The organism is Maricaulis alexandrii (genome assembly GCF_005871165.1).
Classification (GTDB): Bacteria; Pseudomonadota; Alphaproteobacteria; order Caulobacterales; family Maricaulaceae; genus Maricaulis; species Maricaulis alexandrii.
The window spans coordinates 148,570-166,588 of sequence record NZ_SWKP01000003.1; the positions used below are offsets into that span (position 1 = coordinate 148,570).

Genomic DNA, 18,019 nt, shown 5'->3' on the forward strand with positions numbered 1-18,019 from the left:
CGGGCACTTTCCGGAGGATCAGGCAGGTTTGACGGAGGATGGGGCAGGTCGTGGCGGCCTATCCGTCCCAGATGGGAGGCGACACGAATGGAGACTGTCATGACCGATACCCATACCCCCATCGCCCTCATCACCGGCGGCAGCCGCGGCCTCGGCCGGGCCACGGCACTCTGGCTGGCCCGCAAGGGCGCCGATGTGATCCTGACCTATCACTCAAACCGGGAGGCCGCCGAGGCCACCCGCGCCGAGATCGAGGCCATCGGCCAGAAAGCGGAGATCCTGCAGCTCGACACAGGCCGCGTTTCGGACTTTCCGGACTTTGCCGCCCGGGTCCGCCAGCGTTTACAGGATGTCTGGAAACGGTCCCGGCTGGACTTCCTCGTCAACAATGCCGGGCAGGGCGTCTATCAGCGTTTCGAGCAGACGAGCGAGGCCGAGTTTGACAGCCTGGTCGATGTTCACCTCAAGGGCGTGTTCTTCCTGACCCAGGCGCTCTTGCCGCTGATCATCGATGGCGGCCGGATCGTGAATGTCTCGTCCGGGCTGACCCGTATCACCCTGCCGGGCTTTGCGGCCTATGCCACGATGAAGGGCGCGGTCGAGGTGCTGACGCGCTATCTCGCCCTGGAACTGGGCGAGCGCGGCATCACGGTGAATGTGCTGGCTCCCGGAGCCATCGAGACGGATTTCGGCGGCGGCATGGTTCGGGACAATGCCGAAATGAATGCCCAGATTGCGGCAGTCACGGCCCTGGGTCGTGTCGGTCAGCCGGATGATATCGGCGGCGCGCTGTCGAGCCTCCTGATGGGCGATACCCGCTGGATGACCGCGCAACGGATCGAAGTGTCCGGCGGGCAGGGCCTCTAGCCGCAAACAAGAAAGCCCCGGTCGGAAGACCGGGGCTTTTTCGTGCTTTCTGTCGTGTCGGCGTCAGGCCTCGACGCTCGGGAATTCATAGTCCTTGTAGATTTCCCGCAGCTTGGTCTTGAGGATCTTGCCGGTGGCGCCGATCGGCATTTCGTCGATGAACTCAACGGCATCCGGCACCCACCATTTGGGCACTTCACCACGCAGATATTCCAGAATGCTCTCGGCATTCTTCTCCGCGCCCTCGCGCACCTGGACGATGAGGAGCGGGCGTTCCTGCCATTTCGGGTGCGGCATGCCGACGGCAGCGGCCATGGCGACATCGGGATGACCCATGGCGGCGTTTTCCAGATCGATGGAGGAAATCCACTCGCCACCGGTCTTGATCACGTCCTTGGAGCGGTCGGTGATGGTCATGAAGCCATTGCCGTCCAGATGGGCGACGTCGCCGGTCGAGAACCAGCCATCATCGGTGAAGCTCTCCGCGCCGGCGCCGCGGTAATAGGAGGAGGCAATCCAGGGGCCGCGCACCTGGACATGGCCGGAGGATTTGCCGTCCCAGGGCAGTTCCTTGCCCTCATCATCGACCACGCGCATGCCGACACCGAAGACGAGACGGCCCTGTTTCAGCTTGATCTTGATGATCTCTTCGCGATCGAGGCCTTCATGCTTGGGCAGGAGGGCGTTGACCGTGCCCAGAGGGCTCATCTCGGTCATGCCCCAGCCTTGCTGCATGGTGACGCCATACTTGTCTTCATAGGCGCGGAGCAGGGCTTCCGGCAGGGCGGAGCCGCCGATCAGCACGCGCTCGACCGTGTCGATCCGCTTGCCTTCCTGCTCCAGATAGTTGAGCAGGCCGAGCCAGACCGTCGGCACGCCGGCGACATAGCTGACGCCTTCCGCCTCGATCAGTTCGTGAATGCTGGCCCCGTCCATCTGGGCGCCGGGCATGACCAGTTTGGCGCCACTCATCGGCGCGGCATAGGGAATGCCCCAGGCATTGACGTGGAACATCGGCACGACCGGCATGAGATTGCCGCGGGCGCCGACCCCGATCACGTCCGAGGCATTGCAGGCCATGGCGTGCAGCACGTTGGAACGGTGGGAGTAGAGCACGCCCTTGGGATCCCCCGTCGTGCCGGACGTGTAGCAAAGCCCGGCCGCCGCGTGTTCGTCGAAGACCGGCCAGTCGAAATCGGTCGATTGTTCGCCGATCAGTTCTTCATAGGTCTTGCATTTGGTGGTGACGGCGTCGGCGTGCGACTTGTCCGTCATCAACACCCAGTTCTTCACCGACTTGCAGGACTTGGCGATCGCATTGACGATCGGCGCAAATGTCTTGTCGAAGAAGACGGCCTTGGCCTGGGCATGCTCCAGCATCCAGACGATCTGCTTGGGATCGAGACGCGGGTTCACCGTGTGGACGACGGCGCCGATACCGGAAATGCCGTAATAGAGCTCGAAATGCCGGTGCGAATTCCAGGCGATCGTGGCAACGCGGTCGCCTTCCTTGATCTTCAGCTTCTTCTGCAGGGCATTGGCGAGCTGCTTGGTGCGCTCGTGGGCCTGGGCATAGGTTTCGCGGTGGATGGCGCCGCTCTCGGGCAGGCGGGACACGATTTCCTGATCGCCATGGCACTTGGCTGCATGGACAAGGATGTCCGAAATCATCAGCGGACAATCCATCATATGTGCGCGCAAGGTCATGTTTCTCCCCTAATCTGATCGACCATTCGACGTTTTGGTATTTTGGCCCATGAAAGGGCTTAACTCGCGGCAGCGCAATCCCTTTGCTCAATCCCGCTGTATTGCATAAGCGTTATGGACGGCGCCCGCCGATGGATTCGGACACGCCGGATCCGTCTCCAGACTGAAAGACCAATCGCCCATGAATCAGCCCCGGCTCACGCTTCCGACCCCTCGTGATATTGACAGGGCGGCGGAGCGCCTCAAGGGCCAGGCTGTCAAAACCCCGCTTTTGCGCAGTGATGTGCTCGATGAACGGCTGGGCGGACGGGTCTTCATCAAGGCGGAATGCCTGCAGCGGACGGGCTCGTTCAAATTCCGCGGGGCGTTCAACCGGATTTCCTGCCTGAATGAGGACGAACGCCGGCGCGGCGTCATCGCCTATTCCTCCGGCAATCATGCCCAGGGCGTGGCCGCGGCGGCGCGCCTCAATGGCACGACCGCCAAGATCCTGATGCCGCTGGATGCACCGCGCGCCAAGGTCGAAGGCGTGAAGTTCTGGGGCGGGGAAGTGGTCGGCTATGATCGCGCCACGCAGAGCCGCGAGGAAATCGGCCGGGCCATGGCCGAGGAAGAAGGCCGGGTCCTCGTGCCGCCCTATGAAGACCCCTATATCATCGCCGGTCAGGGCACGGCCGGGCTGGAAGCTGTCGGGCAATTGGCCGAAGCCGGTGCCAAGGCGGATGCCGTGGTGTGCTGCGCCGGGGGTGGCGGACTGATTGCCGGTGTCGGCATGGCCTTTCAGGCCGCCCATCCCGGCACGGAAATCTGGTCGGCGGAACCGGCCGGCTTCGACGATCACAAACGCTCCCTGGCCAGTGGCCGCCGGGAGCGGAATGAACGTCTGACCGGCTCGATCTGTGACGCCATCATCACCCCGACGCCGGGTGAGATGACCTGGGCGCTGAATTCAACCCAACTGACCGGCGGCGCGGCGATCACGGACGAAGATGCGCTGGACGCGATGGCCTTCGCCTGGCGGCATCTCAAGATCGTGGTCGAACCCGGCGGTGTGGCGGCGCTAGCCGCGGTCCTCACCGGTCAAATCCCGGTCGAAGGCCGCACGGTGTGCGTCCTGGTCACGGGCGGCAATGTGGATCGCGAGATTTTCAGCCGGGCGCTGGAGCGGCTCTAGCGCTCAATTACCCTCATCATCCGCCAGAATGATCACCGGGCCGGTCCCGCGCTGCAGGTCGGTTTCGATCTCCAGCGGGACTTCCGCATCCGCATTCAGGCGCGAGCGGTAGACTTGCAGGTTTTCCAGGACGCGTTGGACGTAATTGCGGGTTTCCGAGAAGGGAATGCTTTCCACCCAGTCGATCGGATCGACATCCGGGTCGCGCGGGTCGCCATAATCCTCGATCCAGCGCCGGGCGCGATGCGCGCCGGCATTATAGGCGGCGAGGGCGAGGACATAGGATCCGTCGAACTCGTCCACGACTTCGGCGAGGTGGTGCATGCCCAGGGTCAGATTGTAGTCCAGATCATCCGTCAGCCAGTTGAAGCGGTAGGGTTCGCCGATGGAGCGGGCGGTGGACCGGGCCGTGGCCGGCATCATTTGCATCATGCCGCGTGCGCCGGCACCGGAGACGGCGTGCTGGCCGAACTCGGTTTCCTGCCGGATCACGGAGTGTACCAGGGCTTCCTCCGGGCGCAGTGCGGCCGCGCTGGCCGACGGCAGATTGATCGTCGGATAGGCCGATTGCGGCAGGATGATCCCGCGCAGGCGGGCGGCCTTGGCGGCGCGGACCGACTGACGCATGAAGAGATAGTCGCGGGCCAGTTCTGACAGGAGCACGGCTTCGGCCGGATCGGTCAGCTGGTCGTCCAGCCGGTAGGAGAAGAGGCGGAAATAGTATTCCTCGCCCTGTTCGGCCAGCAGACGCATGGCGCGGACCAGGGGGCGGCTCTCGAACAGGACGCGTGTCGCATCATCCGGTTCCGGGTCCTGTTCCAGTGCCAGGATCGGATTGCCTTCATCCAACTGCGTCAGGGCCAGCTGGCCGTAATAGGCCGTCGAGTGCGACCCGGCTTCGGCATAGAGCGCTGCAGCGGTATCGGCGCGGCCCAAGGCGTCATTGGCGCGAGCCATCCAATAGCTGCCGCGGGATTGCGACACCGGCGTGGTGACATTGTCGCGCAGGCGGGTGAAGTGGGCGAGGGCGGCATCCGGCCGGTCCAGATGGATCAGGGCCAGCCAGCCGGCCATGAATTCGGCATCGGCGAAATCGGCACCGGAGGACAGGCCGTGGGCGCGGGCCAGGTCATAGGCGGTGATGAAGTCCTGATCCCGGATCAGGTTGAGGATCATCAGCTTGCGCTCGGTCCACATCAATTCCAGCGCATTCACATCGCCATGGGCGTCGGGCAATTGCAGCAGCAGTGGCAGGACCGTGTCGCGCAGGCCGGAGCGGCGGCGCCAGCGGGCGCGCTCGAAGACCAGGCCGGGGTCATTGGACATGGAGGCCGGGATCCGGTCCACGGCCCGGTCGACCCCGCTCTGACGCCCGGCCAGGCGCAGACGCGCATCGGCCAGGTCGTGATTGGTGCCGGACAGGAGCGGCAGGACACGGCGGGCGGCCGTGCGCTGGTTGGACCAGATCAGATAGTCGATCCGGGCCATGTGATCCTCTTCCGTGAAGAAGTCGCCATGGGCGCGGTAGGTGTCACGCTGGACGCTGAGCGGCAGGAATTCGCCGCGCCAGGTGTCGCGCAGCATCTGCTCGCCCTCGGCGACACGGCCGACATCGATCAGGGCTTCGGCATAGCTGACGCGGCCACGGCCGGTCTGGACGCCGTTGACGTCGAACCAATTGACGATGAAGGGCGCGGTCAGTCCGCTATCATTGATCTTGGACTCCGCCTCGGAGCGGATGAAGCTGTCGCGCGGCCAGTTGTCCAGCTCGCTCAGGGCGAGATCGAGTTCCAGGAAGGTGGCGCGCGGATCACCCAGCGCAATGCGCCAGAGCAGGATGTTGCGGGCCGAAGTGTCGGTCAGTTCCAGACGGATATCACGGACCCGGTCCCATTCCTCGTCATCGGCCGCGTCCAGGCCGCGCCGGAAACGCTGGAAATCGGCGTCGGACAGGTATTGCGAGAAATTCACCGGTTCCGGACGTTGGCGCGGGGTCGGGACCTGCGCGAAAGCGGGCAGGGTGATAGCCAGCAGAGCCAGCAGGCTGAGACAACGTGCGATCATTGACGCAAGGACACTTTCTGATCGAGTGGGCCCCTTATATTCGTCCCATTCAGACCCCACTGTCCAGACTTGACAATGAGACTTGGCCGAGTCCGCCGCCATCGATATGGTCGCGCGCTGATTTTGCCGTATCCGGGATTGAAACATGTTCAAAGGGTCCATCACTGCCTTGGTCACACCGTTCAAGAACGGGGCCGTTGACGAAGAGGCAACAGCAGCGCTGGCCGAACGCCAGATCGCGGCCGGCACGCATGGCCTGGTTCCGTGCGGCACGACGGGTGAAAATGCCACGCTGACCTTCGAGGAACACATGCGCGTGGTCGCGGTAGTGATCGAAGCGGCCGCGGGGCGGGTGCCCGTGATTGCCGGCACGGGCTCCAATAATACGGCGGTTGCCATTGAGAACCAGACCCGGGCCAAGGCGCTGGGCGCCGATGCCGGCCTCGTGGTCGCGCCCTATTACAACAAGCCCAATGCGGAAGGTCTGTATCAGCACTTCAAGGCGGTTCACGATGCCGTCGACCTGCCGATCGTGGCCTATAATGTCCCGGGACGGACCGTGGTCGACATGTCGGCCGATACGGTGGCCCGAATTGCGACACTCGAACGGGTTGTCGGCATCAAGGATGCGACCGGCGACATGGCCCGGGTCAGCGCCCATCGCCGCCTGATCGATACGGATTTCATCCAGCTGTCCGGTGATGATCCGTCTGCGCTCGGCTTCAACGCGACGGGCGGTGTCGGGGCGATCTCGGTGACCTCGAATGTGGCACCGGAATTGTGCGCGCAATTCCAGGAGGCGACCCTGCGCGGCGACTGGGAAACAGCGCGTCAGCTCAATGACCGTCTGATGCCGCTGCACCATGCACTGTTCACCTCGTCCAGCCCGGGGCCGACCAAATACGCCATGTCGCTGCTGGGGGCCGGCAATACCGAGCTCCGCCTGCCGCTGACCGAACCGGACGAAGCGTCGAAGAAGGCCGTTCGCTATGCCATGGTCCATGCAGGCCTGCTGGAGAGCGCGAAAGCGTAGGACGCGATGAGCAAGCCGAAGACGGAAACCGGGACCGTTGCCGTCAACAAGCGGGCCCGGTTCGATTACGAGATCGAGGAAACCTTCGAGGCCGGCCTGATGCTGCGGGGCTCGGAGGTCAAATCCCTGCGCGAAGGCCGCGCCAATATTGCGGAGAGCTATGTCTCACCGGAACGCGACGAGATCTGGCTGATCAATGCCGACATCCCGACCTATGCGCCCGCCAACCGTTTCAATCACGAGCCCCGCCGCCACCGCAAACTCCTGCTCAAGCGCAAGGAGATCGAAAAGCTGACCGGTGCGGCCACCCGGGATGGCCGGACCATCATTCCGCTGAAGCTCTATTTCAACGGGCGGGGCCTGGCCAAGATCCAGATCGGCCTGGCCAAGGGCAAGAAGACGGTCGACAAGCGCGAGACGATCAAGAAGCGCGACTGGGACAAGCAGAAGGCCCGCCTGATGAAGAATTATGGCTGATCAGGCCGGCAGGTCCTCGCGCAAACTGTCCGCCACATCGACGGCAAACCGGTCCCGGTACGCTTGGGGCGTGATGCCCAGCTGCCGGGCGAAAGAGCGCCGCATGCGTTCGTCATTGCCGAACCCGGTCCGCACCGCGATCGTCTTGATGCTGACGGCGGGGTTTTCCAGCATGGCCCGGGCAGCCTCCACCCGCATATGTTCCACGGCGCGGGCCGGGGTCTTGCCGGTCTCGTCGGTATAGAGACGGGCGAAATTGCGGGGGCTCATCCCGCAGCGCTCCGCCAGCGCATCCACGCGCAGATTGGCGGTCAGATTGTCCCGCATCCACATGTGCAGGGCATCGAAGCGGCCCGAGCTGGACTGGGTCTGCTGCTTGAGCGCTTCGGAGAATTGCGACTGGCCGCCGGGCCGTTTCACATAGACCAGAAGGCTGCGGGCCAGTTCCAGCGCGACCTCGCGGTTGAAATCCGCCTCCACCATGGCAAGGGCCATATCCACCCCAGCCGTGACACCGGCCGAGGTCCAAACCCCGTCTTCCTCGATGAAGATGGGGTCCGGATCCACCTGGGTGTTCGGACAGGTCCGGGCCAGGCGATCGCATTGTTTCCAGTGGGTGACGCACGTGCGGCCGTCGAGAAAGCCGGCCGCACCGAGCAGGAAGGCCCCGGTGCAGACCGAGGCCAGGCGCCCGCATTTTTCCGAGGCCTTCTGAAGGGATGCGACAAGGCGCAAATCCCGGCAGGCGGCATCCACGCCCTGACCGCCGCAGACGATCAGCGTGTCCGACGTGTCCAGGCCGACCCCGGCCAGACGGCGGGTGTTGAGCAGGACGCCGGTATCGGTCGTGACCGGCCCGCCATAGAGCGAGGCGAGGGTGGTCGAGTAGGCCGGCCAGCCCAGGATCTCATTGGCGTCGGCAAACACCTGCAGCGGTCCCGTCACGTCGAGCAGTTTCACCCCGTCGAAAATCAGGAAAGCGACGTGGCGCGTGGGCGCGGCAGGTTTGGCAGAAAAAGTAGACATTATGTCATTTATGCCAGCCGAAGCCTGTCCTAGCAAAGGGTTGGTGTTTCAAAAAGGTTAATTCGTGATGAGCGCACTAGAGAGCCATGTATCAAAAAATGCAAGCTGTCCGTGGTCAGGAAACCCCGTTCGGGCGGACAGTCTGACCCGCTATCGCGGTCATGTGGTCGGATTCTGCAATCCGGGATGCCGCGACAAATTCGAGCGTGCCCTGGCGTGTTTTGACCGGCTCATTGATGGTGAAACCACGATGGCCGAATATCCGGAGAGCCTCTGATCTGCCAGGTGTGGAGAATTTAACGGGTGGCTGCATTAACCTTGTTTCATGCGGCTTGGCATGAAGGCTCCAAGCGGGGCAGGCGTGGGCAGGCCCCACTTTTTCTGCCATGGTTAATACGATTCCGACCCGGTTTCAGCGGTCCAGGAAATCCCGGATATCGGAAAAGACCGCGTCGAACATGGCCTCGGTCAGGCGCCCGGTATTCGTGTTGTAGCGGGAGCAGTGATAGCTGTCGAAGAGCCGGATCTTTCCGTTCGGCCCCGCCAATTCTGCCTGCGCCCCATGTCCGAAGGTCGCATCCTTCACGCGCAGGCCGAGCGCCCGGAGCGTGTTGTCGTGGGAGATTTTGCCCAGGCAGAGCACGGCTTCCAGACGGGGCAGGGCGGCGATGCGGCTGGTGAGGAAGGGCCGGCAGGCATTGGCCTCGGCTCCCACCGGCTTGTTCTCCGGCGGCACGCAACGCACGGCATTGGTGATCATGGCATCGACGAGTTCCAGGCCGTCTCCGGCATGGCTGGCATAGGTGCCACGCGTGAAGCCGAACTTGCCCATGGTCGCGTAGAGGAGATCGCCGGCCCAGTCGCCGGTGAAGGGGCGGCCGGTGCGGTTGGCGCCGCGCAGGCCGGGCGCCAGACCGATGACCAGGAGACGCGCATTGTCCGGGCCGAAGCTCTCGACAGGCGCGTTGTGCCAGTCGGGATGATCCACGGCGATGGCCTCGCGGAAGGCGACCAGGCGCGGGCAAAGCGGGCAGTCCAGCGGGGCTTCCGCCGGATGGGTTTTTGCGACAGCCATGGTGCGGCTCAGTTCGACCCGCCGGCGCGACCGATCATGGTCTCCAGATCGGCCAGCTCGATGAAGGTGTCGGCCACCCGGCGCAGATCATCGGAAATCATGGACGGCTGGGTTTTCAGGGAAGACACGACACTGACCCGAGCCCCCTTGCCCTGGGCGGCCTGTACCGCCCGGCGGAAATCGCCATCGCCGGAAAACAGGATGACATGATCCAGGTAGGCGGCCGCTTCCATCATGTCGACGGCGAGTTCGATATCCATGTCGCCCTTGATGCGGCGGCGGCCGTTCTCATCGGTGTATTCCTTGGCGGGCTTCGTGATCACCGAGAAACCGTTATAGTCCAGCCAGTCCACCAGGGGCCGAAGCGGGTTGTAGTCTTCCTGTTCCAGCAGGGCCGTGTAGTAGTTCGCGCGGATCAGCTTGCCACGCTTGCGGAATTCCTCGAGAAGGCGTTTGAAATCGATATCGAAATCGAGAGCCTTCGTGGTGGAAAACAGGTTGGCCCCATCGATGAAGAGCCCGATGCGCTCGTCCGGGTAAAACGCCATGATGATCTATCCTCGAAATATGTCGGTCTGAACATGAATGATGCGGCCATATATATCGCGCTCGGCGCCAATCTTCCATCCGGCGGACGCACTCCGCTGGAGACGGTCGAGGCCGCTCTGGGCGCTCTGAATGCGGCGGGTCTGACCGTGCTGTCCGCGTCCTCCGCCTGGTCCAGCCCGGCCTGGCCGGACCCGTCCGATCCGCCCTATGTGAACGCGGTGGCGCAGATCGCGACCGCGCTTGCGCCACGCGACGTCCTGGACTGTTTGCACGCCATCGAGGCCCGCTTCGGACGCGAGCGCAGCGTGCTGAACGCGCCGCGGCCGCTGGATCTGGATCTGATCGACCATGCCGGCCAGTGCCTGCACGAAGAGAATGGGCTGGAAATCCCGCATCCGCGGGCCTGTCAGCGGGCCTTTGTCCTTCTGCCCCTGCAGGAAATCGCGCCGGATTGGCGGGCGCCGGACACGGGGCGGTCGATCACGGATTTGATCGCGGACTTGCCGAAGGCGGATTGCGACGCCATGTCCAAGCTGCAAACTCTTGGTCCCGTGTCACCCGAAAGCCTTGCCTTTGCAGGTCGGGAAGGGTAGTTAGCGCGGTTCCAACACCAGCGCTGTTTCAAGGAGATCGCGCGCATGGCTCGCGTCACCGTCGAAGATTGTATCGAAAAAATCCCCAATCGTTTCCGCCTCGTCCTGATGGCGGCGCATCGCGCTCGCAATATTTCTGCGGGTTCGGCGCTGACGATTGACCGGGACAATGACAAGAATCCGGTGGTTGCCCTGCGCGAGATTGCAGACGAAACCCTGGACATGGACAGCCTGAAGGAAAGCCTGGTCCACGGCCTGCAGCGCGTGCTGCCGAGCGAGGACGAGGAAGAGGCAACGAAGCAGGACACGGCTCAGGAGCTCGACGCCCTGCCGGCCCCGCCCGTCGAGATGGACGAGGCGGAAATGCTCAAGGCGCTTCAGAACGACAGGGATGGCGCGCCCGACGGCCGTCTTTAAACTGCCGTGACCCTCGGCGCGACGTCACCCGATCTGGCCTCGCCGCCGCCCGCCATTCCCAGCGCGGACGAGCTGGTCGACCGTATCCATCGGTATTTTCCGAAGGTCGATGCCGATTTCGTGCGTCGGGCCTATGATTTTGCCGAAGAGGCCCACCGGCCGCAGCGCCGGGCCTCCGGCGAACCCTATTTCGCCCATGTCGCCGCTGTCGCCATGATCCTGGCGGATCTGCGCATGGATGTGGCGACGGTGTGCACCGGCCTGCTCCATGACACAGTGGAGGACACGCCGGCCACGCATGAGGACATTGTCCGCGAGTTCGGCGAGGAAACGGCCAGCCTGGTCGATGGCGTCACCAAGCTGGGCCAGATGGAGCTGCGCTCCAAACGGACCAAACAGGCCGAGAATCTCCAGAAACTGGTCGTTGCGATTTCCGCGGATGTCCGCGTCCTGATCGTGAAATTGTGCGACCGGCTGCACAATATGCGCACGCTGGATGCCATCTCGCGCCAGGACAAGCGCGAACGGATCGCCCGCGAGACGCTGGACATCTACGCCCCGCTGGCCCGCCGGATCGGGATCAACCGGGTCTGTGTCGAGCTGGAAGACCTGGCCTTCGAACACATCAATCCGGCCGCCCATGAATCGATCAACAAGCGGCTCAAGCTTCTGCGCGAAGAGCACAGTGATGAAGTCGCCGATGTCTCGGCCACGCTGATCGATCATCTGGAAAGCGCCGGCATCGAAGCGCGGATTTTCGGTCGCGAGAAGCGGCCCTATTCGATCTGGCGCAAGCTGGAGCGCAAGGGGCTGACCTTCGAGGAAATCGCCGACATCTATGCCTTCCGCCTGATCGTCGCCACGCCGGATGAGTGCTATCGGGCGCTTGGCGTGATCCACCAGGCTTGGCGCTGCATGCCGGAACGCTTCCGGGATTTCATCTCCCTGCCCAAACCGAACAATTACCGCTCCCTGCACACCACGGTGATCGGGCCGCACAATGTGCGGGTCGAGCTGCAAATCCGCACCGAAGAGATGGAAGCGGTGGCCGAGAGCGGCGTGGCCGCGCACTGGCGCTACAAGAACTCCAACTATGCCTACGACCCGGATGCAGCCCAGGCGGCCGGTGGTGATCCGCTGGAACGCTTGCGGCCCTTCGTGGAAATCCTGAACCAGGGGGGCGACCCGGACGAATTCCTCGAGCATGCCAAGCTCGAAATGTTCGCCGACCAGGTCTATTGCTTCACACCCAAGGGCGATCTCATCTCCCTGCCGTCCGGCGCGACGCCGCTGGACTTTGCCTATGCGGTGCATACCGAGCTGGGCCACACCACGGTGGCCGCCAAGATCAATGGCCGCGAGCGTCCGCTGCGCACGCAATTGCGCAATGGCGATGTCGTCCAGATCGTGAAGGGCGGGCTGCGCCAGCCGCCGCAGGGCTGGGAAAACCTGGCCATTACCGGCCGCGCCCGCGCCGCCATCCGCCGCCTGATCCGCGAGAGCGAGCGCGACGAATTCCAGCGCATCGGCCGTATCATGACCGAGCACGCCTTCCGCCGGGAGGGCCATGCCCTGATCGAGCAGGACCTCGCCGATGCGCGGGCCCGGCTCGACATGAAGGAGATGGACGACGTGTATGAGGCGCTGGGCCGGGGCCGGATATCCACCGGTGATCTGCTCAATGCCGCCTTCCCGGGCCGGCTCGACGAACGCGGCGCGGATGTGTCCGATCGTGAACTGATCGAGGACGAAAAGGCACGCCTCTTCGTGCGCGGCCGGGGGCTGACGCCGGGTGTGACCCTGCATTTTGCCAATTGCTGCTCGCCCCTGCCGGGCGACCGGATCGTGGGTCTCCTGATGCCGGAGAAGGGCATTGAGGTGCACACGATCGACTGCAATGTCCTTGCCGAGCATGAAGAAGACGAGATGGACAAATGGCTCGACCTGGCCTGGACGGCCGAGGCCGAGGCGAATGCCGTCTCCATCGCCCGTATCGTCGCCGTGCTGCACAATGGTCGTGGCGTCCTGGCCGAGATTGCCAAGACGGTGAGCGAGAACCGCGGCAATATTGCCAGCGTGCGCACCAAGAATCGGGCCACGGACTTCTTCGACATGGAGTTTGATGTCGAGGTGATGGATACGCGCCATCTGGCCAATATCCTGGCCGCCTTGCGCATGTGCCCGTCGGTCGTTTCGGCCGAACGCAAACGGGCGGACCACGAAGAGAGCGAAGAATAAATGACCCGTGACGAAGTTCTGGCCGAGTTCAAGGCCGCCGGCGCCCTTTTGGAGGGCCATTTCATCCTGTCCTCCGGCCTGCGCAGCCCGGTCTTCCTGCAGAAGGCCAAGGTCTTCGCCGACCCGGAAACCACGGCCCGGCTGTGCAAGGCGCTGGCCGACAAGGTGACGGCGGAACTCAAGGAGACGCCGACCGTGATCGTCTCGCCGGCCGTGGGCGGGATCGTTCCGGGCTATGAGACCGCGCGCCAGATGGGGCTGAAAGCCCTCTATGTCGAGCGCGAGGGCGGCGAGTTCACGCTGCGTCGCGGCTTCGAGCTGTCCAAGGACGACAAGGTCCTCGTCGTCGAGGACATCGTGACCACGGGCCTGAGCTCGCGCGAGTGCATCGAGGCGATCAACGCCACCGGCGCCACGGTGATCGCCGAGGCCTGCCTGGTGGACCGCTCCGGCGGGGAAGCCGATGTCGGTGTGCCGCTGATCGCGCTGACCGAATACAAGGTTCCGGCCTATGAAGCAGACAATCTGCCGCCGGAACTGGAGGCGATTCCGGCCATCAAGCCGGGCAGCCGCGGCCTCGCATGAGCCGGGATCTGCCGTCCACGGTCCGTCTCGGGGTCAATATCGACCATGTGGCGACGATCCGGAATGCGCGCGGGGGTGCGCATCCCGATCCCGTGCGCGCAGCGCGCCAGGCCTCCGAGAGCGGGGCGGACGGGATCACGGCGCATCTGCGTGAAGACCGTCGCCATATCACGGACAGTGATATCGACCGGCTGATGGCCGAGATCGACCTGCCGCTGAACCTGGAAATGGCCGCGACGCCGGAAATGCTGGAGATCGCCCTTCGCCACAAGCCGCATGCGGTCTGCCTGGTGCCGGAAAAACGCGAGGAACGCACCACCGAGGGCGGTCTGGATGTGGCCGCCGGCCACAACCACATCGCGCCCTATGTCCGCCAACTGGGCGAAGCCGGGATCCGCGTCTCGCTCTTCATTGAGCCGGACCCGGTCCAGATTGCCGTCGCTGAGGCCATGGGCGCCGCCGTGGTGGAACTGCATACGGGCGCCTATTGCGAAGCCGCGCTGGAATGCGATGCCGCCAAACAGCAACGCCTGCTGGAGCGCATGATCGAGGCTTCGAAGATCGCCCATGAGCGCGGTCTGGAAGTCCATGCCGGCCATGGCCTGACCTATGACACCGTCAAACCCATCGCCGCTATCGCCGAGATTGCCGAGCTCAATATCGGCCATTTCCTGATCGGTGAAGCGATCTTCCGCGGCCTGCGCGAAAGCGTGGAGACGATGCGCGGATTGATCCTTGAGGCGCGGGCGGAGCGCGGGTGATGAGCTGGCTTTTTCCGAGTTTCCGGGAGCGGCAAAGGCGGGGCTACATGCTGTACAAGGCGGGAACCGTCTTGTGGTCGATCGTGGCGATCATTGGCATCGTTGTTGGTGCGCAGACCGGCGAAGTCCTTATTCAGACACTGGGGATCGTGAACCTGGTGTTCGTTTTTTCCTGGGGGTGGCTGGCCAGCAAACGACCAAGGCTGGGCATGCTATGGTCGATTGTCTTTTTCGCTGCGGATGCACTCGCAGTCGCCATGCTTTTTGGTCTGAACGCCTACGTCTGGTGGGCTCCAGCTTATATGAGCTTCATGGGCTTCGTCAGTTTGATCTTCTATCGCGATGACTACGAAGCGGAGGCCATCCCATGATCATCGGCCTCGGTTCCGACCTGATGGATATCCGGCGTATCGAGAAATCGCTCGAGCGTTTCGGCGACCGCTTTGTGCAGCGTGTCTTCACCGAGATCGAACAGGCCAAGTCCGACAAGCGGCGGATGCGGGCGGCGAGCTATGCCAAACGGTTTGCGGCCAAGGAGGCCGGCGCCAAGGCGCTGGGTACCGGGATTGCGCGCGGCGTGTCCTGGAAGGAGATCGGCGTGGTGAACCTGCCCGGCGGCAAGCCGACCCTGGAATTCCGGGGCCGGGCGCTGGAACGCCTGCAGGCGATGACGCCGTCCGGCTATCAGGCCTTCACCCATATCACGATCACGGATGACCATCCTTACGCCCAGGCCTTTGTGGTGATCGAGGTCCATCCGCTGGGCCATCATCTGGACGGAATGGCGCATGGCTGACGAGAAAGCGCGGCTGGAACAGCGTATCGGCTACACCTTCCAGGATCGCGACCTGTTCGACCGCGCCCTGACCCATGCCAGCTATGGCGATGGCCGCAAGGGTGTGCGCTCCTACGAACGCTTGGAATTCCTCGGAGACCGTGTGCTGGGCCTGATGACGGCGGAAGCCCTGTTCAAACTCTTCGACAAGGCCGATGAGGGCGCTCTGGCGCCGCGGCTCAACTCGCTGGTGCGCAAGGAAACCTGCGCCGATGTCTCACGGGAGATCGGCCTGGGCGAGGCGCTGAAAATGGGCCGGTCCGAAGACAAGGGCGGCGGTCGTGACAAGACCTCCATCCTGGGCGATGCCTGTGAGGCGCTGATCGCGGCGATCTATCTGGATGGCGGGCGGCCGGCGGTGCAGGCCTTCTATGACCGCTTTTGGGGGCCGAAGATCGAGGCCCTGAAAGCCAAGCCCAAGGATCCCAAATCCGCGCTGCAGGAATGGGCGGCCCGTGTCGGCCATGCCGCGCCGCGCTATACTCTGACGGAACGCTCCGGCCCGGACCATCGTCCGGTGTTCACGGTGGAAGTCTTCGTCGCTCCGCTCGATCCGGCGGTGGGCGAGGGCGGTTCCAAACAGGCGGCCGAACGCCACGCCGCCACGACGCTTTTGAAACGTGAAGGACAGCATGTCTGATCAAACCCGGTGCGGTTTCGCCGCCATTCTCGGTTCGCCCAATGCCGGCAAATCCACCCTGACCAATGCGCTGGTCGGCGAGAAAGTCTCCATCGTCACCCACAAGGTCCAGACCACGCGCTTTGCCGTGCGCGGTGTGGCGTTGGAGGGGGGCAGCCAGATCATCCTCGTCGACACGCCCGGCGTGTTCGCGCCCAAGCGCCGCCTGGACAAGTCCATGGTCGCCGCTGCGTGGGCCGGGGCCGAGGATGCGGATGCGGTGATCCATGTCATCGATGCCGGCGCGCGTTCGCGCCTGGAAGACGGCACGCCCAAGAGTGGCGACCGGCTCATGGTGGACGATGACAACCGAGTCACAGCGGGCCTGGAAAAGGCCGGCCGCAAGGCGATTCTGGCGCTCAACAAGGTCGACCTGATCTCCCGCGACAAGCTTCTGGCCATGTCCCAGGCCCTGTTCGAAACCGGCGTCTATTCCGATGTCTTCATGATTTCCGCCAAGACCGGTTCGGGCGTTAAACAGCTCAAGAGCTTCCTCGCCGAACAGATGCCGGAAGGTGTCTGGCACTATCCCGAAGACCAGGTCGCCGATCTGCCCTCGCGCATCCTGGCGGCCGAGATCACGCGCGAGAAGGTCTATCTGCGCCTGCACGAGGAATTGCCCTACTCCTCCATGGTCGAGACCGAGGTCTGGAAGAAGCTGCGCGACGGCTCGCTGCGCGTGGAGCAATCCATCATCGTGGAACGCGACACGCAAAAACCGATCGTGCTGGGCAAGGGCGGTTCCGCCGTCAAATCCATCGGCGAGGCGGCCCGCAAGGAGATGGAAGCCGTGCTGGGCTGCAAGGTCCATCTCTTCCTCAATGTGAAAGTCGACGCGAAGTGGATGGCGCGCCGCTCGCACTACAAGGATGTCGGCCTGGACTTTGATGCGGATTGAAGGCTGATCCCGGACACCGGGATTTCCCCCTCATCCGGCCTTTCAGGCCACCTTCTCCCCAAGGGAGAAGGACGACCATCGGCACTAATGGCACTCCCTCTCCCTGGGGAGAGGGTGCCCCGAAGGGGCGGGAGAGGGGGGAAGCACCGCTCATAGCCCGCTGACATCCCATATCAGTACCGTCGAGACTCAGGCATAACACCCTCATGGAATGGCGTGATCGCGGCATTGTCCTCCAGGTGCGGCCGCACGGGGAGACGAGTGCCATCGTGGATATCCTGACCGAGACGCAGGGCCGGCATGCCGGACTGGTCAAGGGCGCGCGCTCGCGCGCCATGCGACCGGTGCTGCAGCCGGGCAATCAGGTGCTGGCGACCTGGCGGGCGCGCCTGTCGGAGCATCTGGGCATGTTCCAGATCGAGGCCGATGATCTGGGTGCCGGTGCCGTGATGGAAGACCGGACCGCCCTGGCCGGGCTCAATTCCGCCTGTGCCCTGGCCGTGATGGCTTTGCCGGAACGCGAGGCCCATCCGGCCGTCCATGCCGGTTTCCAGCTCCTGCTGCAGGCTTTCGAGGACCCGGATCTCTGGCCGGCCATCTATGTGCGCTGGGAAGCCGGCGTGTTGTCCGATCTGGGCTATGGGCTCGATCTCGCCAAATGTGTCGTCACCGGCGAGACCGAGGACCTCACCCATGTCTCCCCCCGCACCGGCCGCGCTGTCTGCCGCGAGGAAGCCGCGCCCTATGCCGCCAAACTCCTGGAGCTGCCCGGTTTCATGCGCGGGCGCGGAGCGATCGAAAAGGGTGATATCGCGATGGGTCTGGAGCTGACGGGGTATTTCCTGGAACGCCGCGTGCTATGGCCCGTCGACAAGCAATTGCCGGAAGCCAGGACGCGGCTGATCAGCGAGTTGGAGCGGGTAGGGGCGTTGTAGATTGCCTTGATTTGAAAGTGGTTGGTATGCTCGCTTTCCTAGATCATCAGCGTTAAGCCTATTGAAATTATTGAGTTGACTTATATGTCAATAGAAGACCAAATCG

Annotated in this window: 20 protein-coding genes; 15 read left to right on the forward strand and 5 right to left on the reverse strand. The window is 63.7% G+C overall.

Annotation, left to right across the window (positions count from 1 at the left end):
- The first annotated feature begins 99 nt into the window (after nucleotides 1-99).
- Nucleotides 100-867, forward strand: a complete 768-nt coding sequence (locus FCS99_RS00835) for an SDR family NAD(P)-dependent oxidoreductase (protein ID WP_138509573.1) — start codon at nucleotides 100-102, stop codon at nucleotides 865-867.
- 63 nt (nucleotides 868-930) lie between these two features.
- On the opposite strand, the gene FCS99_RS00840 is transcribed toward FCS99_RS00835, so the two are convergent.
- Entirely contained in the window at nucleotides 931-2,574 is a 1,644-nt protein-coding gene (locus tag FCS99_RS00840) for a long-chain-fatty-acid--CoA ligase (RefSeq protein WP_138509575.1), read from the reverse strand.
- Nucleotides 2,575-2,755: 181 nt separating this feature from the next.
- Here FCS99_RS00840 and FCS99_RS00845 point away from each other — a divergent pair, with 181 nt between their 5' ends.
- Nucleotides 2,756-3,748 carry a threonine ammonia-lyase gene (locus FCS99_RS00845; protein ID WP_138509577.1) on the forward strand — a complete coding sequence of 331 codons (993 nt, stop codon included), beginning with the start codon at nucleotides 2,756-2,758 and terminating at the stop codon, nucleotides 3,746-3,748.
- Nucleotides 3,749-3,751: 3 nt separating this feature from the next.
- On the opposite strand, the gene FCS99_RS00850 is transcribed toward FCS99_RS00845, so the two are convergent.
- Nucleotides 3,752-5,812 (reverse strand): lytic transglycosylase domain-containing protein, encoded by a 2,061-nt coding sequence (locus FCS99_RS00850; RefSeq protein ID WP_138509579.1) that lies wholly within the window; start codon nucleotides 5,810-5,812, stop codon nucleotides 3,752-3,754.
- Nucleotides 5,813-5,957: 145 nt separating this feature from the next.
- Here FCS99_RS00850 and dapA point away from each other — a divergent pair, with 145 nt between their 5' ends.
- Together dapA and smpB are read left to right on the forward strand one after the other, a co-directional pair.
- On the forward strand, nucleotides 5,958-6,845 hold the full coding sequence (dapA, locus tag FCS99_RS00855; protein ID WP_138509581.1) for a 4-hydroxy-tetrahydrodipicolinate synthase: 888 nt from the start codon (nucleotides 5,958-5,960) through the stop codon (nucleotides 6,843-6,845).
- Between the two features lie 6 nt (nucleotides 6,846-6,851).
- Nucleotides 6,852-7,322, forward strand: a complete 471-nt coding sequence (gene smpB, locus FCS99_RS00860) for an SsrA-binding protein SmpB (RefSeq protein WP_138509583.1) — start codon at nucleotides 6,852-6,854, stop codon at nucleotides 7,320-7,322.
- Here the strand turns inward: smpB and FCS99_RS00865 are convergent, their stop codons facing one another.
- Nucleotides 7,323-8,348, reverse strand: a complete 1,026-nt coding sequence (locus tag FCS99_RS00865) for a GlxA family transcriptional regulator (protein WP_138509585.1) — start codon at nucleotides 8,346-8,348, stop codon at nucleotides 7,323-7,325.
- Nucleotides 8,349-8,415: 67 nt separating this feature from the next.
- Between FCS99_RS00865 and FCS99_RS16365 the strand changes: the two genes are divergently transcribed.
- Entirely contained in the window at nucleotides 8,416-8,625 is a 210-nt protein-coding gene (locus tag FCS99_RS16365) for a glutathione S-transferase (RefSeq protein WP_138509587.1), read from the forward strand.
- Nucleotides 8,626-8,760: 135 nt separating this feature from the next.
- On the opposite strand, the gene FCS99_RS00875 is transcribed toward FCS99_RS16365, so the two are convergent.
- Together FCS99_RS00875 and FCS99_RS00880 are read right to left on the reverse strand one after the other, a co-directional pair.
- Complete coding sequence (locus FCS99_RS00875; protein WP_138509589.1) at nucleotides 8,761-9,423, reverse strand: uracil-DNA glycosylase; 663 nt, start codon at nucleotides 9,421-9,423, stop codon at nucleotides 8,761-8,763.
- Nucleotides 9,424-9,431: 8 nt separating this feature from the next.
- Nucleotides 9,432-9,971 carry a LabA-like NYN domain-containing protein gene (locus FCS99_RS00880; protein WP_138509591.1) on the reverse strand — a complete coding sequence of 180 codons (540 nt, stop codon included), beginning with the start codon at nucleotides 9,969-9,971 and terminating at the stop codon, nucleotides 9,432-9,434.
- Between the two features lie 33 nt (nucleotides 9,972-10,004).
- Here FCS99_RS00880 and folK point away from each other — a divergent pair, with 33 nt between their 5' ends.
- From folK to recO, 10 genes are all read left to right on the forward strand, one after another.
- Nucleotides 10,005-10,565: a 2-amino-4-hydroxy-6-hydroxymethyldihydropteridine diphosphokinase gene (gene folK / locus FCS99_RS00885; RefSeq protein WP_138509593.1), complete on the forward strand. Its 561-nt coding sequence runs from the start codon at nucleotides 10,005-10,007 to the stop codon at nucleotides 10,563-10,565.
- Nucleotides 10,566-10,610: 45 nt separating this feature from the next.
- Complete coding sequence (gene rpoZ, locus FCS99_RS00890) at nucleotides 10,611-10,982, forward strand: DNA-directed RNA polymerase subunit omega (protein ID WP_138509595.1); 372 nt, start codon at nucleotides 10,611-10,613, stop codon at nucleotides 10,980-10,982.
- Between the two features lie 6 nt (nucleotides 10,983-10,988).
- Nucleotides 10,989-13,220, forward strand: a complete 2,232-nt coding sequence (locus FCS99_RS00895; RefSeq protein ID WP_138509597.1) for a RelA/SpoT family protein — start codon at nucleotides 10,989-10,991, stop codon at nucleotides 13,218-13,220.
- On the forward strand, nucleotides 13,221-13,805 hold the full coding sequence (gene pyrE / locus FCS99_RS00900) for an orotate phosphoribosyltransferase (protein WP_138509599.1): 585 nt from the start codon (nucleotides 13,221-13,223) through the stop codon (nucleotides 13,803-13,805).
- Nucleotides 13,802-14,566, forward strand: coding sequence for a pyridoxine 5'-phosphate synthase (locus FCS99_RS00905; protein WP_138509601.1), 765 nt, complete (start codon nucleotides 13,802-13,804; stop codon nucleotides 14,564-14,566). The genes pyrE and FCS99_RS00905 overlap by 4 nt, the downstream gene beginning before the upstream one ends.
- Nucleotides 14,566-14,937 carry a hypothetical protein gene (locus FCS99_RS00910; protein WP_138509603.1) on the forward strand — a complete coding sequence of 124 codons (372 nt, stop codon included), beginning with the start codon at nucleotides 14,566-14,568 and terminating at the stop codon, nucleotides 14,935-14,937. Before FCS99_RS00905 ends, FCS99_RS00910 begins: the two co-directional genes overlap by 1 nt.
- Entirely contained in the window at nucleotides 14,934-15,362 is a 429-nt protein-coding gene (gene acpS / locus FCS99_RS00915) for a holo-ACP synthase (RefSeq protein WP_138509605.1), read from the forward strand. Before FCS99_RS00910 ends, acpS begins: the two co-directional genes overlap by 4 nt.
- Nucleotides 15,355-16,041 carry a ribonuclease III gene (gene rnc, locus FCS99_RS00920; protein ID WP_138509607.1) on the forward strand — a complete coding sequence of 229 codons (687 nt, stop codon included), beginning with the start codon at nucleotides 15,355-15,357 and terminating at the stop codon, nucleotides 16,039-16,041. The genes acpS and rnc overlap by 8 nt, the downstream gene beginning before the upstream one ends.
- A complete protein-coding gene (era, locus tag FCS99_RS00925; protein ID WP_138509609.1) occupies nucleotides 16,034-16,978 on the forward strand; it encodes a GTPase Era in 945 nt (314 codons plus the stop codon). Before rnc ends, era begins: the two co-directional genes overlap by 8 nt.
- 206 nt (nucleotides 16,979-17,184) lie before the next feature.
- On the forward strand, nucleotides 17,185-17,913 hold the full coding sequence (gene recO / locus FCS99_RS00930; RefSeq protein ID WP_138509611.1) for a DNA repair protein RecO: 729 nt from the start codon (nucleotides 17,185-17,187) through the stop codon (nucleotides 17,911-17,913).
- Nucleotides 17,914-18,019 lie beyond the last annotated feature (106 nt).